Source organism: Xanthomarina arctica (assembly GCF_014638915.1).
Lineage (GTDB): Bacteria > Bacteroidota > Bacteroidia > Flavobacteriales > Flavobacteriaceae > Xanthomarina > Xanthomarina arctica.
Genome location: NZ_BMFQ01000001.1, coordinates 381,478 through 400,211 on the forward strand (window position 1 = coordinate 381,478; position 18,734 = coordinate 400,211).

Sequence of the window (18,734 nt, forward strand, 5' to 3'; positions counted from 1 at the left end):
AATCATGATCCGTAATTATTTTAAAATAGCCTGGAGAAATCTTATGAAACACAAAGTGTTTTCAATGATTAATATCATTGGACTCACCATTGGATTAAGTGCATCATTTGTAATCGGACTTATGATTTATTACGATGCCACATTCGATAATTTCCATAAAGATAGCGATCGTATTTATCGCGTGGTTACCGACTTTAAATCTCCTGAAGGCCTTTTTCATAACTCTGGAATTACATTAGCTCTTGAAGATGCTATTGCGGAAGATTCTAACTTTAAAACCGTCAGTAGTTTTTACATTGAAAGACCTTCAAAAGTTGAAAACAAGGCAAAAGACCTAGAATTTAAATGGCCTGATTTTGTGATATTTACAAATCAGAATTACTTTAATTTATTTGACTATAAATTCCTGGCTGGGAATAATCAAAATATTTTAACAAACCCGAACGAAGTTATACTTACAGACAAACGGGCTGCAGATTATTTTCCAAAAATGTCGCCATCAGAAATTATTGGAAAAACCCTTGTTTATAACGACTCACTTCAAGTGACAGTCACTGGAATTGTTGAAAATTTTAAGGACCGAACTGATTTTATTTTTCAAGAATTTATATCCCAACCAACCCTTTTACAAACAAGACTGAAGGATAATTTTATAGAAAAAAATTGGAGCAATACCAATTCTAATTCTCAATTATTTGTAAAAGTAAATAAGTCGTCTAATCTGCCTGCTATCCAAGCACGTTTAGACGGACTAGCAAAAGAACATCGGGATGAGGAATCCATAAAATATGGTGATGAACAAATATTCACATTGCAACCTCTAAGTGATATTCATTTTAATGAAGATTATGGTATTTACGATTGGAGTAAAGGCCAAGCAAGCTTGTCTCTATTATGGAATTTAGCATTAGTTGCTTTATTCTTATTACTCTTAGGCTGTATCAATTTTATCAATCTAAATACAGCTCAAGCATCGCAACGCGCCAAAGAAATTGGCATCCGGAAAACTTTAGGAAGTTCTAGAAAACAACTTATTGGTCAGTTTATGGGAGAAACCTTTTTACTGGTTCTTATTTCGGCTATCCTATCTTTAATCCTGTCTAAATGGCTAATCAATTTATTTTCAGATTTTGTACCTGAAGGCTTAAGTATAGAACTTTTAAATACGCCATTAATTATTATTGGTATCATCATTTTATTACTCGTAGTCACATTTTTGTCAGGTTTCTATCCCGCTTTAATATTATCAAAATTCAACACAGTTTCCGTATTAAAAAATCATTTAGCTTCCGGTGAAAAGAAATTGAAACTGAGAAAATTTTTAACCGTTTTTCAATTCACCATTGCACAAATATTTATTATAGCAACTTTGTTAGTAGGTAAGCAAATTAATTACTTGCTAAATAAAGATATGGGTTTCAAAACGGATGCTATTGTTTCTGTTTACAGTCCAAGAGCCGAGGGTGAAATTTCTAAAAAAGAACTTTATGTCCAAAAACTAAAAGCGATTCCAGAGATAAAAGAAATAAGTATTGGTGGGCAAGCACCCGCTTCGTTTTCTACACATAGTTCTGGAATGACATACAATAATGGTGAGAAAGAAATTAATGCTGAATTACAATTTATCTTTGGTGATAAAAATTATTTAAAACTCTTTGAATTAGAATTATTAGCTGGACGTGGACATAGAAATGACACCATAAAGGAACTTGTAATCAATGAGACTTGTAGAAAATTTTTAGGGTTCAAAAGTCCGGATGAAGCCATTGGAAAAATAATCATGATAGATGATGAAAATATTCCTATTGTTGGCGTCATGTCCGATTTCAACCAGCGATCCTTGCGAAGTGACATTAAGCCAATGGCACTTAGAGGTGATTGGCATCGACCAGACTGGAGTCAGTTTCAAGCCGTTCATATGGCTTTTCAAAATGAATCTTCTGAAAATTTAAAAGCAACGCTTTCAAAAATTGAAGATACTTACAAATCCGTTTATTCTGAAACAGACGATTATAGAGCAGAATTTTTAGATGAAAACATCCAACGCTTTTATAATCGTGAACGTAAAGTCTCTAAACTTTTAAATTGGGCAACTGGCTTGTCTATTTTAATTAGCTGTTTAGGCTTACTCGGACTCGTTATTTACACAACCAATCGACGTGTTAAAGAAATAGGTGTTCGTAAGGTTTTAGGTGCTTCCTTATTACAAATCAACACCATGTTATGTAAAGAGTTTTTAATATTAGTGTTAATCGCTTTTATCATTGCATCACCAATTGCCTGGTTTGGAATTAATAATTGGCTTCAAGATTTTACTTATAAAACAAACATTAGTTTTTGGGTGTTTTTATTAAGTGGTTGCGCCATGCTGTTTTTTGCATTGTTGGTAATTAGTATTAAAACATTACAAGCTGCTAATGCAAATCCTGTAGACTCATTACGCTCGGAATAAATTGGTTATTAGTTAAAAAAATGAATAAGTAGCATCCAATTATTTTGAGATTTTAAAGTGTTCGATTACGAACAAAGTGTGTATCAAAATCGAACACTTTTATATTTTATAATAACACTAACCACTTGATATTAATAGCGATACATCTTTGGCATCATCTTCTCTATATAAATAGTATACGTTTAAAAGCAAAAAACCATGATATTCAATTATATAAAAATAGCCTTCAGAAGTTTACTTAAAAACAAAGGCTATAGTTTTCTAAATATTTTTGGTTTAGCCATAGGGATTACTTGTGCTAGTTTAATTTTTCTTTGGGTAGAAGATGAACTTCATTTTGATACGTTTGAAAAACAAGATCAAGTATATATCATTCCTACAAATCAGAAGTATGATAATGAGTGGCGTACCTATTACTCTACTCCTGGACCACTGGCTCAAGCCATAAAAGATGAGGTTCCTGGTGTTGTTAGAGCTACTCGTTCTAGTGACGAAGAGCTTATGTTTACTGTAGGTGATAATGCCATTAATAGAATGGGGAGATATGCTGATGCTGATTTTCTTAAGATTTTCAGTTTAAAGTTTATTGAAGGTAATGCCGATACAGCTTTTAATAACCCAGAAGCCATTGTAATTACTCAAGAAACCGCCGAACAACTTTATGGAAAGCAAACAAAAGCTTTAGGAAAAGTACTTAAAGTGAATAATACAGATACGTATATCATTACAGGTGTCATTGAAAATTTACCTAAAAATATAACTTTCCCATTTAATTGGGTCGCACCATTTGAGCGCTATAGAGATGGAGCAGAATGGATGATGGAATATGGTAGTAATTTTTCATATACTTTTGTAGAATTATCTCCTGAAGCTAATTTTGAAACGGCTGATACTCGTATCCGTCAACTCATTCCAGAAAAAACGGATGACAGTGATACGCAAGCTTTTTTGCATTCCATGAATGACTGGCATTTAAAATCTAAATTTGTAGATGGTAAAAAAGCAGGTGGACAAATTACCTATGTGCGTTTATTCTCCATTATTGCACTTATTATTTTATTAATAGCCTGTATAAATTTCATGAACTTATCTACAGCTAGAAGTGAAAAACGTGCCAACGAAGTAGGTGTTCGTAAAGCTATGGGATCTGGCAGATCACGGTTAATGATTCAGTTTATTTCTGAAGCTTTAATTATGGCATTTATTGCTTCATTTGTTAGCATCCTTCTATTAATCATATTACTTCCTCAATTTAATTTATTAATAGACAAAAACTTGGTGTTAGGACTATCAAACCCAATGCACATAATATTTATATTAAGCATTACTATCTTTTGCGGTGTTCTTGCTGGTTTGTATCCTGCCTTCTATTTATCGTCATTTAAACCTGTTGAAGTTTTAAAAGGTGTTAAGTCAACACATGGTTCTGCTTCATTTATCAGAAAAGGGCTAGTTGTGGGACAGTTTACAATTTCTATTGTTTTTATTATTAGTACCATTCTCGTGTATCAACAAATTCAGCATGTAAAAAATAGAGAATTGGGTTATGAAAAAGACCAACTAATTTCTATGAAAGTCAATGGGAATATGATTGAAAAATTCACAGCTATAAAACAAGATTTAATAAATACAGGGGCGGTTAAAGACGCAGCATTATGTAATTCGAATTTGTTATCGGACGGAAATAATGGCTCTGGATTAACATGGACAGATGGCACTAATACTGAAGATGTGTTAATTTCTTTTAGAAATATCAGTTCTAGCTTTTTTAATACAACAGGAATGGAAATACTTGAAGGTAGAGGTTTTAGCGAAAATACGGCCAAAGACAGTACAAGTGTTATTGTAACGGAATCGTTAGCCAAATTAATGGGAGAAGGAACTGCCCTAGGCAAACAAATTACAAGAGGTGATACGTATACTGTAGTTGGTGTTGTAAAAGATTTTCAGTATGGTGATATGTACGAAACTAGCGATCCGGTTCTTTTCTATAATTACCATGATCAAGCGCGCTATTTTTACTTGAAAACAAATGCTGAAGTTGCAACACCTGATATACTATCTAAAGTAGAAGCCGTTATGAAAAAAAATAATCCAGCCTTTCCTTTTGAATACACTTTTGTAGATGAAAACTTTAATGCTAGATTTAGAAGTGAGCAACTGGTTGGAAAACTATCGCAAATCTTTGCTTTGCTTGCCATTCTTATTTCTTGTCTTGGCTTATTTGGCTTAGCCGCTTATACTGCAGAACAACGCAGTAAAGAAATAGGTGTGAGAAAAGTTTTAGGAGCTAGTGTACCAGGTATTGTCAAATTATTATCGAAAGACTTTTTAAAGCTAGTTGGTCTTTCAATACTAATCTCCATTCCTATTGCATGGTACGTTATGAGTAATTGGCTTCAAGGCTATGCTTATCGCATAGAAATAAACTGGTGGATCTTTTTAATTGCAGGATTTGTTGCCATACTTATTGCTTTAGTTACAGTTAGTTTTCAAGCTGTAAAAGCCGCGATTGCAAATCCAGTAAAAAGTTTAAAAACAGAATAATAAAACTAAAATAGAATCATGAAAAATTTAAAATATTACATATTACTTGGATTTATAAGCATCATACAATTAGGGTATTCACAAACAAAGAAAACCGTGGATGCTTTTGATTCAGCTGAAATTAGTCCACATATTCAAGTAACCTTTATAGAAGGCACTGAAGAGTCGGTTACCATTGAAGAAAGCAAAGTGTCTGAAGACAAAATTAACATAAAAGTGAAAGGAAAAACGCTTCAGGTTTATTTAGAAGATGCAAAAAACGTGACCAAAACGGAAACCGTTAATAGAGATGGTAAAGATATGAAAGCGCCAATTTATAAAGGTAAAATACTAACCATCACTGTTACTTACAAAAACCTAAAGGAGCTTATCATTAAAGGCGAAGAATCTACATTATTTAAAAGCCCAATTAAAGTAGAAAGCTTTGATTTAAAAATTTATGGCGAATCAAAAATCATCTTTAATGAAGTTGATTTTAATGAATTTGATTTAGATACCTATGGAGAAAGCTCCTTAGAAATTAAAAAAGGAAGCATCAACAATCAAAAGATAAGAGCTTATGGCGAAGGTGAAATTAATCTGTTTGCAGTAGAAAATAGAACAACCAAGATTACCGCCTATGGGGAATCCAAATTTAAAATAAATGCTTCAAATAATATAAAAATTACAGCTTATGGCGAAGCAGAATTACAATACAAAGGCAATGCATCTCTCGAAAAAGGAATCACTATTGGAGATGTAGACATTTCAAAAGTTGACTAATCACTATAATAAAAACTAAAGAATCATGCTTTTAAGACTCAATCAAGCTTCTAGAATTATTAAATCTGGAGGTAAAAAAATAAGCTTACTAGATACTATAAATCTTAATGTGAAAGAAGGAGAGTTTATCTCACTTATGGGACCATCGGGTTCTGGGAAATCAACTTTATTGAATTGTATAGGTATGCTAGAAAATTTTACAGATGGTGGCTACGTGTTTTTAGAAGAACCGGTTCATAGCATGAAAGAAAGAGATAAAACGAAACTTTACAAAGAATATATTGGTTTTGTATTTCAAGCCTATCATCTTATTGATGAATTAACCGTTCAAGAAAATATAGAAACACCTTTACTCTATAAAAACATAAAATCTTCAGAACGAAAAGCTTTGGTAGCAGATATATTGGATCGCTTTAATATTGTTGGCAAGAAAGATTTATTTCCATCGCAATTAAGTGGCGGACAACAGCAATTAGTAGGAATTGCTAGAGCTTTAATTTCAAAACCCAAACTCCTATTAGCTGACGAACCTACCGGAAACTTAAACTCTAAGCAAGGTATTGAAATTATGGAGTTGTTTGCAGAATTAAACATAGAAGGTGTCACCATTATTCAAGCAACACATTCAGAAAGTAATGCCGCTTATGGTACACGAATTATTAATCTATTAGATGGCAAGATTGTCTCTGAATAAACTTAAACAAAATGTCCTTAAAACCCATTATAGTCCTATTAGCTTTTTGTTTTCATTGTGTTCTTTTTTCACAATCAGAACCTGATGGCAGTTATACTTTAAACGAGTGTATTGCGATTGCTTTGGAGAACAATTTAAACTTAAAATCAACGGCATTAGTTGCTAATTCGGCAGATATCAATTTCAAGCAATCCAAAGCCAATATGCTACCTTCTTTAAACGGAAGCTATAATATTGGTATGAATAATGGGCGAAGTATCGATCCGTTTACAAACCTATTTATAAACCAAGAATTAACCTTTTCTAATGCAAATCTAAATTTAGATGCAACCATTTTTAATGGCTTTAGGCTATTAAATTCAGTAAAACAGGGGCAACTAAATAAACAGGCGGCTGAGATGGAAATTGAAGAAGCCAAGCAAAATTTAGTTTTAAGTGTGACCTTGGCTTATCTTCAAGTTTTAAACAATCGAGACCTTTTAGAATTAGCTAAAAAACGATTAGTTGCAACTAATGAACAACTAAAAAGACAGGAAGATTTATATAATGAAGAAGTTGGTAATCCTGCCGACTATGCAGATATGGTTGGGCAAGAATCTATGGATGAAACCAATATTTTAAGTTCTGAAAGTGCTTTAAATAATTCCAAATTAACCCTGGTTAGGTTGCTAAACTTAGAAGATGAATTTTCCATTGATACTACAGATTTATTAATGAGTTTAGATGGTTATCCATATTCATCTCAAGATGTTTATGAAGAGGCTTTGCAAAATTTAGCAACTTTTAAAGCCAAAACTCTACGAATTGACGCTACTAAAAAAGGTGTTAGTGTCGCAAAAGCTCAGTATATTCCTGAAATATCTTTGTTTGGCCAATTAAACACCAATCATTCCAGTGTTGCGCAAACGTTTACTGAAACAGGATCTCATGTTGTAGAAACTAGTGATTTTGTAGTCGTAAATAATCAAAACCTTCCGGTATTTGCTAACCAAACAGAATATAAAAGTCAGAATATAAGTTATACAGATCAGTTTGATAATAACTTAAATACCGTAGTTGGACTATCTGTATTAGTCCCAATATTCAATGGTTTCCGAGCAAAAAACAATGTGGCATTGCAAAAAATTCAAGTTGAAGAATCGCTTATTGAATTAGAGCGCACACAACAAGAGATTAAAAACTCAATCAAACAAGTTCATTTTGATATGGAAGCCGCTTTTTTACGCTATCAAAGTTTATTAAAACAAGTGGCCGCCTATAAAGAATCTTATCGTGTTAACGATATTCGTTTTAATAATGGAGCCTCTAATTTTTTAGCTTATATAACCAGTAAAAATAATTTAGATAGTTCCCAAACCAATTTAGCAAATGCTAAATACGAGTATTTCTTACGTGTTATAGTTCTAGATTATTATAGAGGCAAATCGTTTGCAACCTTGTAATTAATTTACAGTCAATATTCTTTTTACTTATAATGTTTATAAAAGCCTCAATTAAAATTAATTGAGGCTTTTTATTTGTAGCTAATTCTCAGCTAGATATCAGGACAGTATGCAATAAGGTTTAGTTAGATTTTCAGGAGAATTATTCTTAATCCCACACTAAAATCTTAAACTTATTAAAATTAATTTTTTATGAAAAAAGCAATAATTATATTCACACAAATTTATCCAAATTACCAGATATTCTAAAAATATACAACCCAAACTGAAATTGAAAATTGTTTAGAAAAGTAAAATGTATCTCTTACCTTCGCCTATTCTGAAAAAGAAATTTAAATGAAATTCACTAGTAAAACTTTATGGATCACTGGAGCCTCTTCTGGCATAGGACGAGCAGTTGCAATGGAGTTGTCTTTAAAGAAGTGTCATTTAATTCTATCATCAAGAAAAAAGGAGGAATTAGAACAAGTAGCTAGTATTTGTCAGAAAAATGGAAGTACGACTTCTGTTATCCCTTTTGATTTAAGCGACCCATCTTCTATCGAACAAGCCGCAAATCATGTTTTAAAAACTGAAACCCATATAGATGGCTTATACCATTTTGGAGGTATTAGTCAACGTTCCTACGCCAATGACACACCCATTTCTATGGATCGTAAGATTTTTGAAGTCAATTTTTTCGGAACCATTGAACTTACAAAAAGAGTTTTACCCCTTATGATTAAAAATGGTGGCGGACAAATTGGAGTTACTAGCAGTATTGTTGGGAAATTCGGATTCCCTTACCGTTCTTCATACGCGGCAACAAAACATGCCTTACATGGTTTTTTTGAAAGTGTTAGAGCTGAAAATTTTAGCAATAAAATATTGATTTCTATGATTATTCCTGGGCGGGTTAAAACAAATATCTCCATGAATGCGTTAGATAAACATGGAAATGCTCATAATAAAATGGATGAAGGCCAAGATAAAGGAATTTCTTCGGAACTAGCAGCCAAAATTATTGTAAAAAAATTAGAAAAGGAAAAGAAAGAAATTCTTGTAGGAGGTAAAGAATTAATGATGGTTCATATTAGAAGATTCTTTCCTAGATTATATTATTATTTATCAACAAAAACACAGCCATTATAGTTATTAAAAATAGATCATGAAAATTAACGGAATTCAACAATTAGGAGTAGGAGTAGTAGATGTGCATGAGGCATGGAAATGGTATCGCGAGCATTTTTCTATGGATATTTTAATTTTCGATGAGGAAGCTGTTGCAGAACTAATGCTTGCTCATACTAACGGAGAAACGGCTTCAAGACATGCCATTTTAGCATTGAACATGGAAGGCGGCGGCGGTTTTGAAATCTGGCAACATACAGGTAAAAAGCCAACTCCAAAAGTGACTCCCATTGTATTAGGAGATCTGGGTATAAATATTGGCGTTTTAAAAAGTGATAATGTTGAAGCGGCTTATGCGAAATACAAAGCATCCGGATTAAATTTATTGGGAGAAGTTTCGGTCTCACCAAGTGGATCTAAACATTTTTTCCTGAAGGATCCTTATGATAATATTTGGGAAGTAAAAGAACATCAATTCGTTTTCAGTAAAGAAACAGCTGTTAATGGAGGTGTTTTTGGAACCGTAATCGGAGTCAAAAATATTGATGAAAGCTTAGTTGTTTACAGAGATATTTTAGGATTTGACAAGGTCGTTTATGATGAAACCAAAGTTTTTGAAGACCTTTCTGGCATTCCTGGAGGGAATCAAAAATTTAGAAGAGTTATTTTACGTCATTCAGATGTTAAAAGTGGCGCTCTAAGCCCAATTTTTGGTGATTCCGAAATTGAATTACTGCAAGTAATTGACGGATCACCAAAAGATATTTATGAAGGTAGAATTTGGGGAGATCCAGGTTTCATTCATTTGTGTTACGATATTAATGACATGGACGCTTTAAGAGAAAAAGCAGAAGGTTTTGGATTTCCATTTACGGCAGATAGCGCAAGAGCCATGGACACTTTTGATATGGGAGATGCTGCTGGAAACTTTTCTTACATCCAAGCTCCAGAAGGAACATTAATCGAATTTGTGGAAACACACAAAATCCCATTGGTTAAAAAAATTGGATGGTATATTGATTTTAGAAAGAGAGGAAATCATCCATTGCCAAATTGGATTTTAAAGTTGTTTCGCTTCAAAAGAGTTAAATAGGACATTCGGAAGAACAATGGCAAGTCACATCCTATTTCATCAAAAATAATTTAGATAATCCAGTAACAAATCTGGTAATATCGATAATAAAAAAAAAACCTCAATCTATTCATAATTAAATAGTTGAGGTTTTATTTGTACTCAAGGCGGGAATCGAACCCGCACTCCGAAGAATCGGATTTTGAATCCGACGTGTCTACCAATTCCACCACTTGAGCAAAGTAGACTGCAAAATTATAAAATAAAATACGACAAACAATTAAAAATTGTGTCTTTTATCCTTTTGGAGTTGAAATAAATTCCTAAATTTGCACCTCAATTAACAAAAACGATTTAATTCGTTATAAAACAATAGTTTAGCCATGCCAAACGGAAACACAGAAGCTAAAATTTTTACTTGTACACAAAGTAAAGAACTTGCTATTAAAATTGCAACCGCTTTTGGTGTACCACTAGGTAATGTTATAACCTCTACTTATAGCGATGGTGAGTTTCAACCATCTTATGAAGAATCTATTAGAGGAACTCGTGTTTTTATTATTGGCTCTACAAATCCTGGTCCAGAAAATTTAATGGAAATGTTGTTAATGTTAGATGCGGCTAAACGTGCATCTGCAAGACATATTACAGCTGTACTTCCTTATTTTGGATGGGCAAGACAAGATAGAAAAGATAAACCTAGAGTACCAATTGCTGCAAAATTAGTAGCAAAGATGTTGGAAGTAGCTGGAGCTACTCGAATTATTACCATGGATTTACATGCAGATCAAATTCAAGGTTTTTTCGAAAAACCTGTAGATCATTTATTTGCATCCACTATATTTTTACCTTATTTACAGAGTTTAAATTTGGATAATCTAACCATTGCTTCTCCAGACATGGGAGGATCAAAACGAGCTTATGCTTATTCTAAAGCTTTAAAAAGCGATGTGGTAATTTGTTACAAACAAAGAGCCCAAGCCAATATTATTTCTCATATGGAACTTATTGGAGATGTTACTGGTAAAAACGTAGTCTTAGTAGACGACATGGTTGATACAGCAGGAACGCTTACCAAAGCAGCCGATTTAATGATGGAACGTGGCGCATTAAGCGTTAGAGCAATTTGTACACATCCTATTTTATCTGGTAACGCTTACGAAAAGTTAGAACAATCAAAATTAGAAGAATTAATTGTAACAGATTCTATTCCTCTAAAACAGAAATGTAGCAAAATTCGTGTATTAAGTTGTGCCGACCTTTTTGCAGATGTCATGCATAATGTGCATTACAACAAATCAATTAGTTCTAAATTTATCATGTAGCTTCGGCTAAAAATCAATTTCCTTAATTAAGGTTTTTGACAAAAAAAGAATATTAATAATAACTATATATTTTAAACAATGAAATCAATTACAATCAACGGATCTCAAAGAGAAAGCGTAGGCAAGAAAGCAACAAAAGCCTTACGTAATGCTGGTCAGGTTCCTTGCGTATTATACGGAGGAGACAAACCAGTTCATTTTAATGCAGAACAGTTAGCCTTTTCTAAACTGGTTTACACACCTAATGCGCATACAGTTGTGATTACCTTAGAAAATGGTGATACATTCAATGCCATTATGCAAGATATCCAGTTTCACCCAGTAACAGACAATATTTTACACATCGATTTTTATCAATTGTTCGAAGACAAAGCAATTATGATGGAAATTCCTGTACACTTTGTTGGAAACTCAAAAGGTGTTAAAGCTGGTGGTGTATTACGTAAAAACGCTCGTAAATTACGTGTTAAAGCTTTACCTAGTAATTTACCAGATTTTATCGAAATAGATATTACTCCTTTAAAAATTGGAAGTAAATTATATGTTACAGCTTTAGAAAATGAAGCTTACAAAATTATGCATCCAGATAACACTGTAGTTTGTCAAATTAAACGTGCAAGAGCCGCTATGGCAATTGCTGCTGAAGATGACGAAGAAGAAACTGAAGGTGCTGAAGGAGAAACTCCAGAAGATGCTTCTGAAGCTCAAGAATAGACCTTAATAGGTTAAGTTATTTAAAAGCATTCTGATATATCAGAATGCTTTTTTTATTTTTGTCTATATGATTTGTCACTTCTTAAAAAAACTATTCAACAAACAAAGTGCTTCTGTCATTAACGAAGAAACGAACACAATGAAAAAATTTTTAATTGTTGGTCTTGGTAATATTGGTGAACAATACGTAAACACAAGACATAATATAGGTTTTAAAGTCTTAGACCATTTAGCTCAAAAAGAAGATCTAACCTTTGAAACTCAAAAATTAGCAGACATAGCCACTTACAAATTTAAAGGAAGAACCTTTATATTGGTAAAGCCTAACACCTACATGAATTTAAGTGGAAAGGCCCTACTTTATTGGTTAACTAAAGAAAAAATTCCTATTGAAAATTTATTAGTAATTACTGACGATTTAAACCTGCCTTTTGGAAGCATTCGTTTAAAAATGAAAGGTAGTGCTGGGGGACACAACGGGTTAAAAGATATTCAAGAAAAGCTAAATACCACCAATTACAATAGATTTAGATTTGGAATAAGCGATGAGTTTAGTAAAGGTTCCCAAGTAGATTATGTGTTAGGAGAATGGGAAGACGAAGAAAACAAAATTCTTCCTGAACGCTTAGATAAATCCATTGAATTAATAAAATCTTTTGGAACAGCAGGCATTAATAATACCATGAATACATTTAATGGTAAATAAAAAAAGGGAAGCTCATGAGCTTCCCTTTTTTAGTATTATTCTTATTTATATTATTCAACAACAATCTTTTGAATTGTTTGTCTCTCTCCATCTGAAATTTTAACTAAATACATTCCAGATTCGGCATTATTTAAAGTGATTTCTTGATTAAATCTTGAAGTAGTTTCAAACGTATTATTAAATATGGAACGTCCTCTAATATCATAAACCTCCACATTAATATTTTTGTTAGACCCCGTATTCATCATAATGTTAAACGACCCATTATTTGGATTTGGATAAATAGCAAAATCTTCAAAAGTATTTTCCGCAATTGAAACCGTTGGTGAAGCGCAGATTTCTATAGACCAATCATTTAAAACACCAGTAATTATACTCCAATTATCTGTAATGGAAATGGTCCAATCTCCAGCACCATCCATTCCAGAAAACACACTTAAGGGAGAAGACGGATTATAGTCTCCTGTTGTTGAAGCACAATTAAATGCAGAGAATCCATCAGCAAAATTAACAACAATATTATCTTCATCATCACATTCTCTATTATACAAGGTTGTTGCAGTTGTACCATTAGGATGAATTATTTCGATTATTAAATCATTAATCCAAGAATGCGACACGTTTACACTTACAGTTACATAATCAATAGTAACAGAGCTAGGAATATTAATGACACTAACTGCTGGTGCTCCAGAATCACCATTACCTCCTGTTCCATCAGGAATTGGAAGATTTAAATCTTGTTCCGAAGTATAGGTTGTACAACTAGGACAAGCCGCTCCAGAAACCACAGATATATAATCAGATAATGTTAAAGTATCTGTTCCAAAAGAGTTTGTAACCTCTAAAGTAACACCATATACACCTGTTGACGCGTAAGTTACAGAAGGGTTTTGCTCTGTTGAAGTCCCTGGAGAACCACCTTCAAACGACCAAGCCCAAGATGTTCCCGCTGGAGATGTCTCATCCATAAAGTTAACCGTATTATTTGTATCTAAACAAATGGTTTCATTATCTGCACTAAAAGCAGCTACTGGAGGTCCAGCAATTGCTGGTAAAGTATAACCACAAGCTGTTAAATTAGTATGGATCGTATTAATCTCAGAATTTGTATAACCTAAGTTAATTGCCGCTTGGTACACAGCAACTGCCGCATCATTTTGACTTGAAGAACCGTTTGTCATCCCTAAGCCTTCATAAAATATTTTGTCCATACGTTGTTGACCAATTTCATCCCAAACGGTCATTAAACAACTTGCCCAAATTTGACCATCTGCATGTACTTGTCCAACCAATCCGCCTGGATAGATGGCACTATAATTTGTAATTCTACCATTCCAACATGTGTTATGTCCATCCCAATTAAATACATAATTCCATGCTGCATCTCCAGAAGTCCAATAACCGTTAGCTATACTAACACCTCTGTTATAAGATTGGGCAACATAATCTCCGGAACCTTCACTTAACCCATCAACTTGAGATAATCCTCCTGACGTAACCCAGTCATGCAATCCATGTCCTAATTCGTGATGAATAACATCTGAATCTTCGCCATCATCAATACAACCTTCTCCAAATTGCAATTGACCAGAACCAGAATTATAAGACGAATTATCAGCTCCATTGAAGCCATGAGGATCAAAACGAACTCCCGAACTATATTGATAAGGCAAAACATTACAGCCTAATTCATCATTAATATAACCCATCAAATAATCAATATGATAATACACATTAACAGCTTCGAAGGCATCATCTGATCTATTAAAATTAAAATCAGGAGATGCTTGGGTAAACAAACCATTATAAGGTCCTGCAAAATCAATTATTTCAGCTCTAGGCCCTACTAAAGAATAAGTACCACCACTTAAAGTTATATCTCTTAAGGTAACACTAAATCTAGCAGCATCTAAAGTGGCATTCGTAGCATCATTGTCATCAACATATTGACCTCCATATGCTACAGTATTTGAAGATAGTGGATCTGGATTGAATACCATTCCTGTCCCTTCTGCTCTTCTAAAATCTTCTGTTCCAGAATTTAAATTCTTTTCTTTTTCATGATCACAATTCTCATCATGGGCTCCCTCCTTATGGTCACAATAATAATGTGCCATATCGACCACTTTAAAAATCTGGCCAGTACGTGCATCTACAAAAACATGCCATTCTCCAGCAGGAGTATCAGAAACAATTGTAACTTCATGGGCTAATCGCGTAATTTTTGAATTTTTATAAACCATTAAACGACTGTCATTAAAAGATACTTGAGATTCTGGCTTTAAATAATCAATCGCTATTTGATACGCATTTGCTTCTGAAACTGTTGGCTGTACATTAGGTAAATTAACATGAACCTCATAACTATTCATTACAAATACCACCTTATTCTCTGGTGAAATACTAATAGTCAACTCTCCTTTGTTAACCGGGTAGTCCCCAGAATACTGACGATATCTCACTACGGAACCTGCATTTGTAGATCTTGTTGCGTGATGGCGAAGATTTGAAATTTCATTTTTCTTAATTCCAAATCTTTCAGATTCATGCTCTATATAATACATAGCCATGGCTTCTGGTGTTCCTTGTGGTACTTCGTAATTTAGTCCATAAAGTGCCATTGGAAACCCTGTTTCTAAATTAACACGCATGTTACTTTTAATCTCAGAGTCCACTTTTTCATCTGCTGCAAGACTTATTTCAAAATCTCTAGCCGGCATTGGCTTTTGAGCCATCAAATTCAAATTAAATAAAATGACCGTTAGAAATAACAGGTTCATTTTACTCCATTTTAGATGAGTAGTTTTTAATTTCATAGTTTATTATATTGGTTATGCTTCTAAAATAGAAATATTTAACGTCATTTTAAAATTTTTTAGAGCTTAAAAGCATTGCTCATCAATTATTTATGTTAAAATGTCATGTTTCTGGTCGAAATTTAATAAAAGGCTAGACTTCTTCCTTAAATTTTATATATTTTTATACATTAATAATTAATTATTCCTCCTTACATTATGAAAAAAGACTACTTTAAGAAAGTATTGGGCTTATTTATGTTTATGATGATTTTTAGTTTGCATGCGCAACAAAAATCAAATTCAACTTCAAATTCAAGAACAGATTCCAATGAGCCATTACAATTAACAGAAGAAAACCAAAGGCATTTCAACGAAACTGGCTTTGTAAGATGTGCTACTGTAGAAATGGATGAGTTACGTAGACAAAAAGATCCTACAATCCAATCTCAAGAAGCTTTTGAAAACTGGTTAGCTCCTTTAATAGAAGCTCGCAAAATAAGAGTAGCTGAAGAAAAAGCCAACGGAACCTTTAGACGTGCAGTGGTGAATATTCCAATTGTATTTCACGTTCTTACTGGATCTCAAGGTGATACTAACGATTTATCTGCAGCAAGAATTCAAGCTCAAATAGATCAATTAAATATTGATTTTAGAAACTTAGCAGGAAGCACACATGCTGCGGCAACAGATGCTGAAATTAATTTTATTCCTGCAATGATAGATCCTGATGGAAATGCCATGACAGAACCTGGAATTGATAGAGTTTATGGATATTCAGGAACTATTTCTACAGCTGCTTTAGATAATACTATTAAACCTGCTACCATATGGGATCGCTCTTTATATGCAAATATTTGGACAGCAAATCTTGGTGGTGGTTTATTAGGGTATGCGCAATTCCCTTCTAACTCGACTCTTCCGGGATTAGATACTAATGGAGGCTCTGCTCTTACAGATGGTGTTGTAATTTTAGCTGGAAGTGTTGGTTCTGTAGCAAATCCAGGAACAGCTTCTCCTTATAACTTAGGACGTACTTTAACTCATGAAGTTGGTCATTGGATAGGATTAAGACATATTTGGGGAGACTCAACTTGTGGAAATGATTATTGCGCAGACACGCCACAAACTACAACTTCTAATGGTGGTTGCCCATCGAACCAAACAACTTGTGATGGGATTAGAGATATGGTTGAAAATTACATGGATTATACCAACGATGCTTGTATGAACATATTTACTTTCGATCAAGTAAATAGAATGGTTACCGTTCTTGAAAATGGAACTGGTATTTCGAATTTACCAAATTCGACTACAGGAAATTCTGAACCAGTAATAGCCTTTGGAACTCCAAACGTTAGCGAAGTAGAAGGAACAAGTTGCAATTCTCGTTTTGTTGACATCTCTGTAAATATAGGGTTAGCTCCTTCTGAAAATGCTACTGTTACTTTTTCATTAAGTGGCACTGCAACAAATTTGGTGGATTATGAATTAATAACGCCTAACCTTACTTTCAATGCAGGTTCTAATGACAATCAATACTTAACACTTGCAATCTTTGAAGATGCTTTTATTGAAAATGATGAAACCATTATTGTAAACATGTCTTTATCCACAACGGGAGATGCAGAATTAGCAACAAATGGTTCTGAGACTCTAACTTACACGATTAATGACGACGATGATGCTCCAAATTTCGGGACTTTAACGACCTTAATAGATGAAGATTTTGAAAGTTATTCAGATTTTATAATTGACAATATTGGAGAATGGATCACTTTAGATTTAGATGAATTAGGAACTTACGCCGCTGTAGAAGATCCTACTTATCCTAATGCATATGGAGAGATGGCTTATCAAATATACAATCCATCTACTACCACTCCTTCACCTTCTACAAATGATTTAACAGGAGCTTCTGGAGAAACAAGAAATTTCGATCCACATAGTGGTTCAAAATATGCTGGATCATGGGCTGGAAGTCCAGAAGGTGGCGTTACAGCAAACAACGACTGGTTAATTTCTCCTGTCCTTTCTTTAGGAGTATCAGGAAATTCGGTTTCTTTTTGGGTAAAATCTTTATCCAACACTTATGGTCTAGAAAACTATAATGTAGGTGTTTATGTTGGGACCGGGATTCCAACTTCAGGATCAGATTTCACATTGATTTCTGCTTCTTCTGAGACAGCTCCTTATGGCACTTGGTCTGAAGACACTTATGATCTATCTGCTTACAATAATCAAGAAATTAGAATTGGAATACACTGTATTTCTGCCGATAGATATATGTTTATGGTAGATGATTTTAGTGCTGTTTCATTCTTTCAAAATAATGTTCAAACAACTGTAAATACTGGAACAGCAGCTTCCATGCAATTTTCTGGCTCAGGAGATGCTTATGCATTTGATAGTTCATCTAAAAATATCATGGCTAGATTACAAAACGGTGATACCTTCGATTATGGTTGTGCAGACGTTTCGGTTAATCGTGCGGGTACGGAATCTCAAGTTTATGAAAACACAGACCCTACAGAATTTGTAATGAGTAAATCGTTTACTATTAATACAACAAATACAAGTACTACAGGAAATGTTACTGCTTCATTTTACTTTACGGAAGATGAAATTGCTGGATGGGAAACCGCTACTGGAAAATCTAGAGCAGATTTATACATTATTAGAGAAGTAGACGGCAACGTTGAAGATATTGTAGCTGCTACTATTGGTAGTTTCAGTACAGATGTTACACTAGAGGCAAACGTTTCTGGATTAAATGGTAACTTTTATTTTGGCCCGTTAAACGCTTATTTAAGAGTGGAGAACCATGCGTTTAACAACTTTAGCATGTTTCCAAATCCTGTAACAAACCTGTTAACTATAAAATCAGGTAATAATACGTTACCAGATGCTTATGTTATTTATAACCTGTTAGGTCAAGTTGTGCTAAGTAAAACAATTAATAATGAATCGGACTTATTAATAAATACTTCGACTTTAAGCAATGGGATGTATTTTATTAAAATAGCTCAAGAATCAAAACAAATTTCTTTACCGTTTATTAAGAAATAAATTTTAATTCCAAATAAATTTGAAAGAGGATTGATGTTTATCA

General features: G+C 33.5%; 12 protein-coding genes and 1 tRNA gene. 11 read left to right on the forward strand and 2 right to left on the reverse strand.

Going from position 1 to position 18,734, the window contains the following annotated elements:
* The first annotated feature begins 4 nt into the window (after positions 1-4).
* The 7 genes from IEV77_RS01620 to IEV77_RS01650 all read left to right on the forward strand — a co-directional run bounded on the left by IEV77_RS01620 (position 5) and on the right by IEV77_RS01650 (position 10,100).
* Complete coding sequence (locus IEV77_RS01620; protein WP_188461196.1) at positions 5-2,452, forward strand: ABC transporter permease; 2,448 nt, start codon at positions 5-7, stop codon at positions 2,450-2,452.
* Positions 2,453-2,650: 198 nt separating this feature from the next.
* Positions 2,651-4,999 carry an ABC transporter permease gene (locus tag IEV77_RS01625; protein WP_188461198.1) on the forward strand — a complete coding sequence of 783 codons (2,349 nt, stop codon included), beginning with the start codon at positions 2,651-2,653 and terminating at the stop codon, positions 4,997-4,999.
* 18 nt (positions 5,000-5,017) lie between these two features.
* On the forward strand, positions 5,018-5,761 hold the full coding sequence (locus IEV77_RS01630) for a head GIN domain-containing protein (protein ID WP_188461200.1): 744 nt from the start codon (positions 5,018-5,020) through the stop codon (positions 5,759-5,761).
* Positions 5,762-5,786: 25 nt separating this feature from the next.
* Positions 5,787-6,455, forward strand: coding sequence for an ABC transporter ATP-binding protein (locus tag IEV77_RS01635; RefSeq protein ID WP_188461202.1), 669 nt, complete (start codon positions 5,787-5,789; stop codon positions 6,453-6,455).
* Between the two features lie 11 nt (positions 6,456-6,466).
* Positions 6,467-7,897: a TolC family protein gene (locus tag IEV77_RS01640; RefSeq protein WP_188461204.1), complete on the forward strand. Its 1,431-nt coding sequence runs from the start codon at positions 6,467-6,469 to the stop codon at positions 7,895-7,897.
* Between the two features lie 336 nt (positions 7,898-8,233).
* Positions 8,234-9,028 (forward strand): SDR family NAD(P)-dependent oxidoreductase, encoded by a 795-nt coding sequence (locus tag IEV77_RS01645; protein ID WP_188461206.1) that lies wholly within the window; start codon positions 8,234-8,236, stop codon positions 9,026-9,028.
* Positions 9,029-9,044: 16 nt separating this feature from the next.
* Positions 9,045-10,100, forward strand: coding sequence for a VOC family protein (locus IEV77_RS01650; RefSeq protein ID WP_188461208.1), 1,056 nt, complete (start codon positions 9,045-9,047; stop codon positions 10,098-10,100).
* Positions 10,101-10,238: 138 nt separating this feature from the next.
* On the opposite strand, the gene IEV77_RS01655 is transcribed toward IEV77_RS01650, so the two are convergent.
* Positions 10,239-10,318: transfer RNA gene (locus IEV77_RS01655), tRNA-Leu, on the reverse strand.
* A 144-nt stretch (positions 10,319-10,462) separates the two neighbouring features.
* Between IEV77_RS01655 and IEV77_RS01660 the strand changes: the two genes are divergently transcribed.
* The 3 genes from IEV77_RS01660 to pth all read left to right on the forward strand — a co-directional run bounded on the left by IEV77_RS01660 (position 10,463) and on the right by pth (position 12,824).
* A complete protein-coding gene (locus IEV77_RS01660) occupies positions 10,463-11,404 on the forward strand; it encodes a ribose-phosphate pyrophosphokinase (RefSeq protein WP_188461210.1) in 942 nt (313 codons plus the stop codon).
* A 78-nt stretch (positions 11,405-11,482) separates the two neighbouring features.
* A complete protein-coding gene (locus IEV77_RS01665) occupies positions 11,483-12,118 on the forward strand; it encodes a 50S ribosomal protein L25/general stress protein Ctc (RefSeq protein ID WP_188461212.1) in 636 nt (211 codons plus the stop codon).
* Positions 12,119-12,257: 139 nt separating this feature from the next.
* Positions 12,258-12,824 (forward strand): aminoacyl-tRNA hydrolase, encoded by a 567-nt coding sequence (pth, locus tag IEV77_RS01670; protein ID WP_229736553.1) that lies wholly within the window; start codon positions 12,258-12,260, stop codon positions 12,822-12,824.
* A 50-nt stretch (positions 12,825-12,874) separates the two neighbouring features.
* On the opposite strand, the gene IEV77_RS01675 is transcribed toward pth, so the two are convergent.
* Complete coding sequence (locus IEV77_RS01675; RefSeq protein ID WP_188461216.1) at positions 12,875-15,643, reverse strand: T9SS type A sorting domain-containing protein; 2,769 nt, start codon at positions 15,641-15,643, stop codon at positions 12,875-12,877.
* A 198-nt stretch (positions 15,644-15,841) separates the two neighbouring features.
* Here IEV77_RS01675 and IEV77_RS01680 point away from each other — a divergent pair, with 198 nt between their 5' ends.
* On the forward strand, positions 15,842-18,691 hold the full coding sequence (locus IEV77_RS01680) for a M43 family zinc metalloprotease (RefSeq protein WP_188461217.1): 2,850 nt from the start codon (positions 15,842-15,844) through the stop codon (positions 18,689-18,691).
* The last annotated feature ends 43 nt before the right edge of the window (positions 18,692-18,734 follow it).

Coding starts and splice junctions, on each gene's coding strand:
- IEV77_RS01640 (WP_188461204.1), top strand. CDS start 6,467: ATGTCCTTAAAACCCATTATAGTCCTATTAGCTTTTTGTTTTCATTGT.
- IEV77_RS01650 (WP_188461208.1), top strand. CDS start 9,045: ATGAAAATTAACGGAATTCAACAATTAGGAGTAGGAGTAGTAGATGTG.
- IEV77_RS01635 (WP_188461202.1), top strand. CDS start 5,787: ATGCTTTTAAGACTCAATCAAGCTTCTAGAATTATTAAATCTGGAGGT.
- IEV77_RS01645 (WP_188461206.1), top strand. CDS start 8,234: ATGAAATTCACTAGTAAAACTTTATGGATCACTGGAGCCTCTTCTGGC.
- IEV77_RS01620 (WP_188461196.1), top strand. CDS start 5: ATGATCCGTAATTATTTTAAAATAGCCTGGAGAAATCTTATGAAACAC.
- IEV77_RS01625 (WP_188461198.1), top strand. CDS start 2,651: ATGATATTCAATTATATAAAAATAGCCTTCAGAAGTTTACTTAAAAAC.
- IEV77_RS01680 (WP_188461217.1), top strand. CDS start 15,842: ATGAAAAAAGACTACTTTAAGAAAGTATTGGGCTTATTTATGTTTATG.
- IEV77_RS01660 (WP_188461210.1), top strand. CDS start 10,463: ATGCCAAACGGAAACACAGAAGCTAAAATTTTTACTTGTACACAAAGT.
- IEV77_RS01665 (WP_188461212.1), top strand. CDS start 11,483: ATGAAATCAATTACAATCAACGGATCTCAAAGAGAAAGCGTAGGCAAG.
- IEV77_RS01630 (WP_188461200.1), top strand. CDS start 5,018: ATGAAAAATTTAAAATATTACATATTACTTGGATTTATAAGCATCATA.
- IEV77_RS01675 (WP_188461216.1), bottom strand. CDS start 15,643: ATGAAATTAAAAACTACTCATCTAAAATGGAGTAAAATGAACCTGTTA.
- pth (WP_229736553.1), top strand. CDS start 12,258: ATGAAAAAATTTTTAATTGTTGGTCTTGGTAATATTGGTGAACAATAC.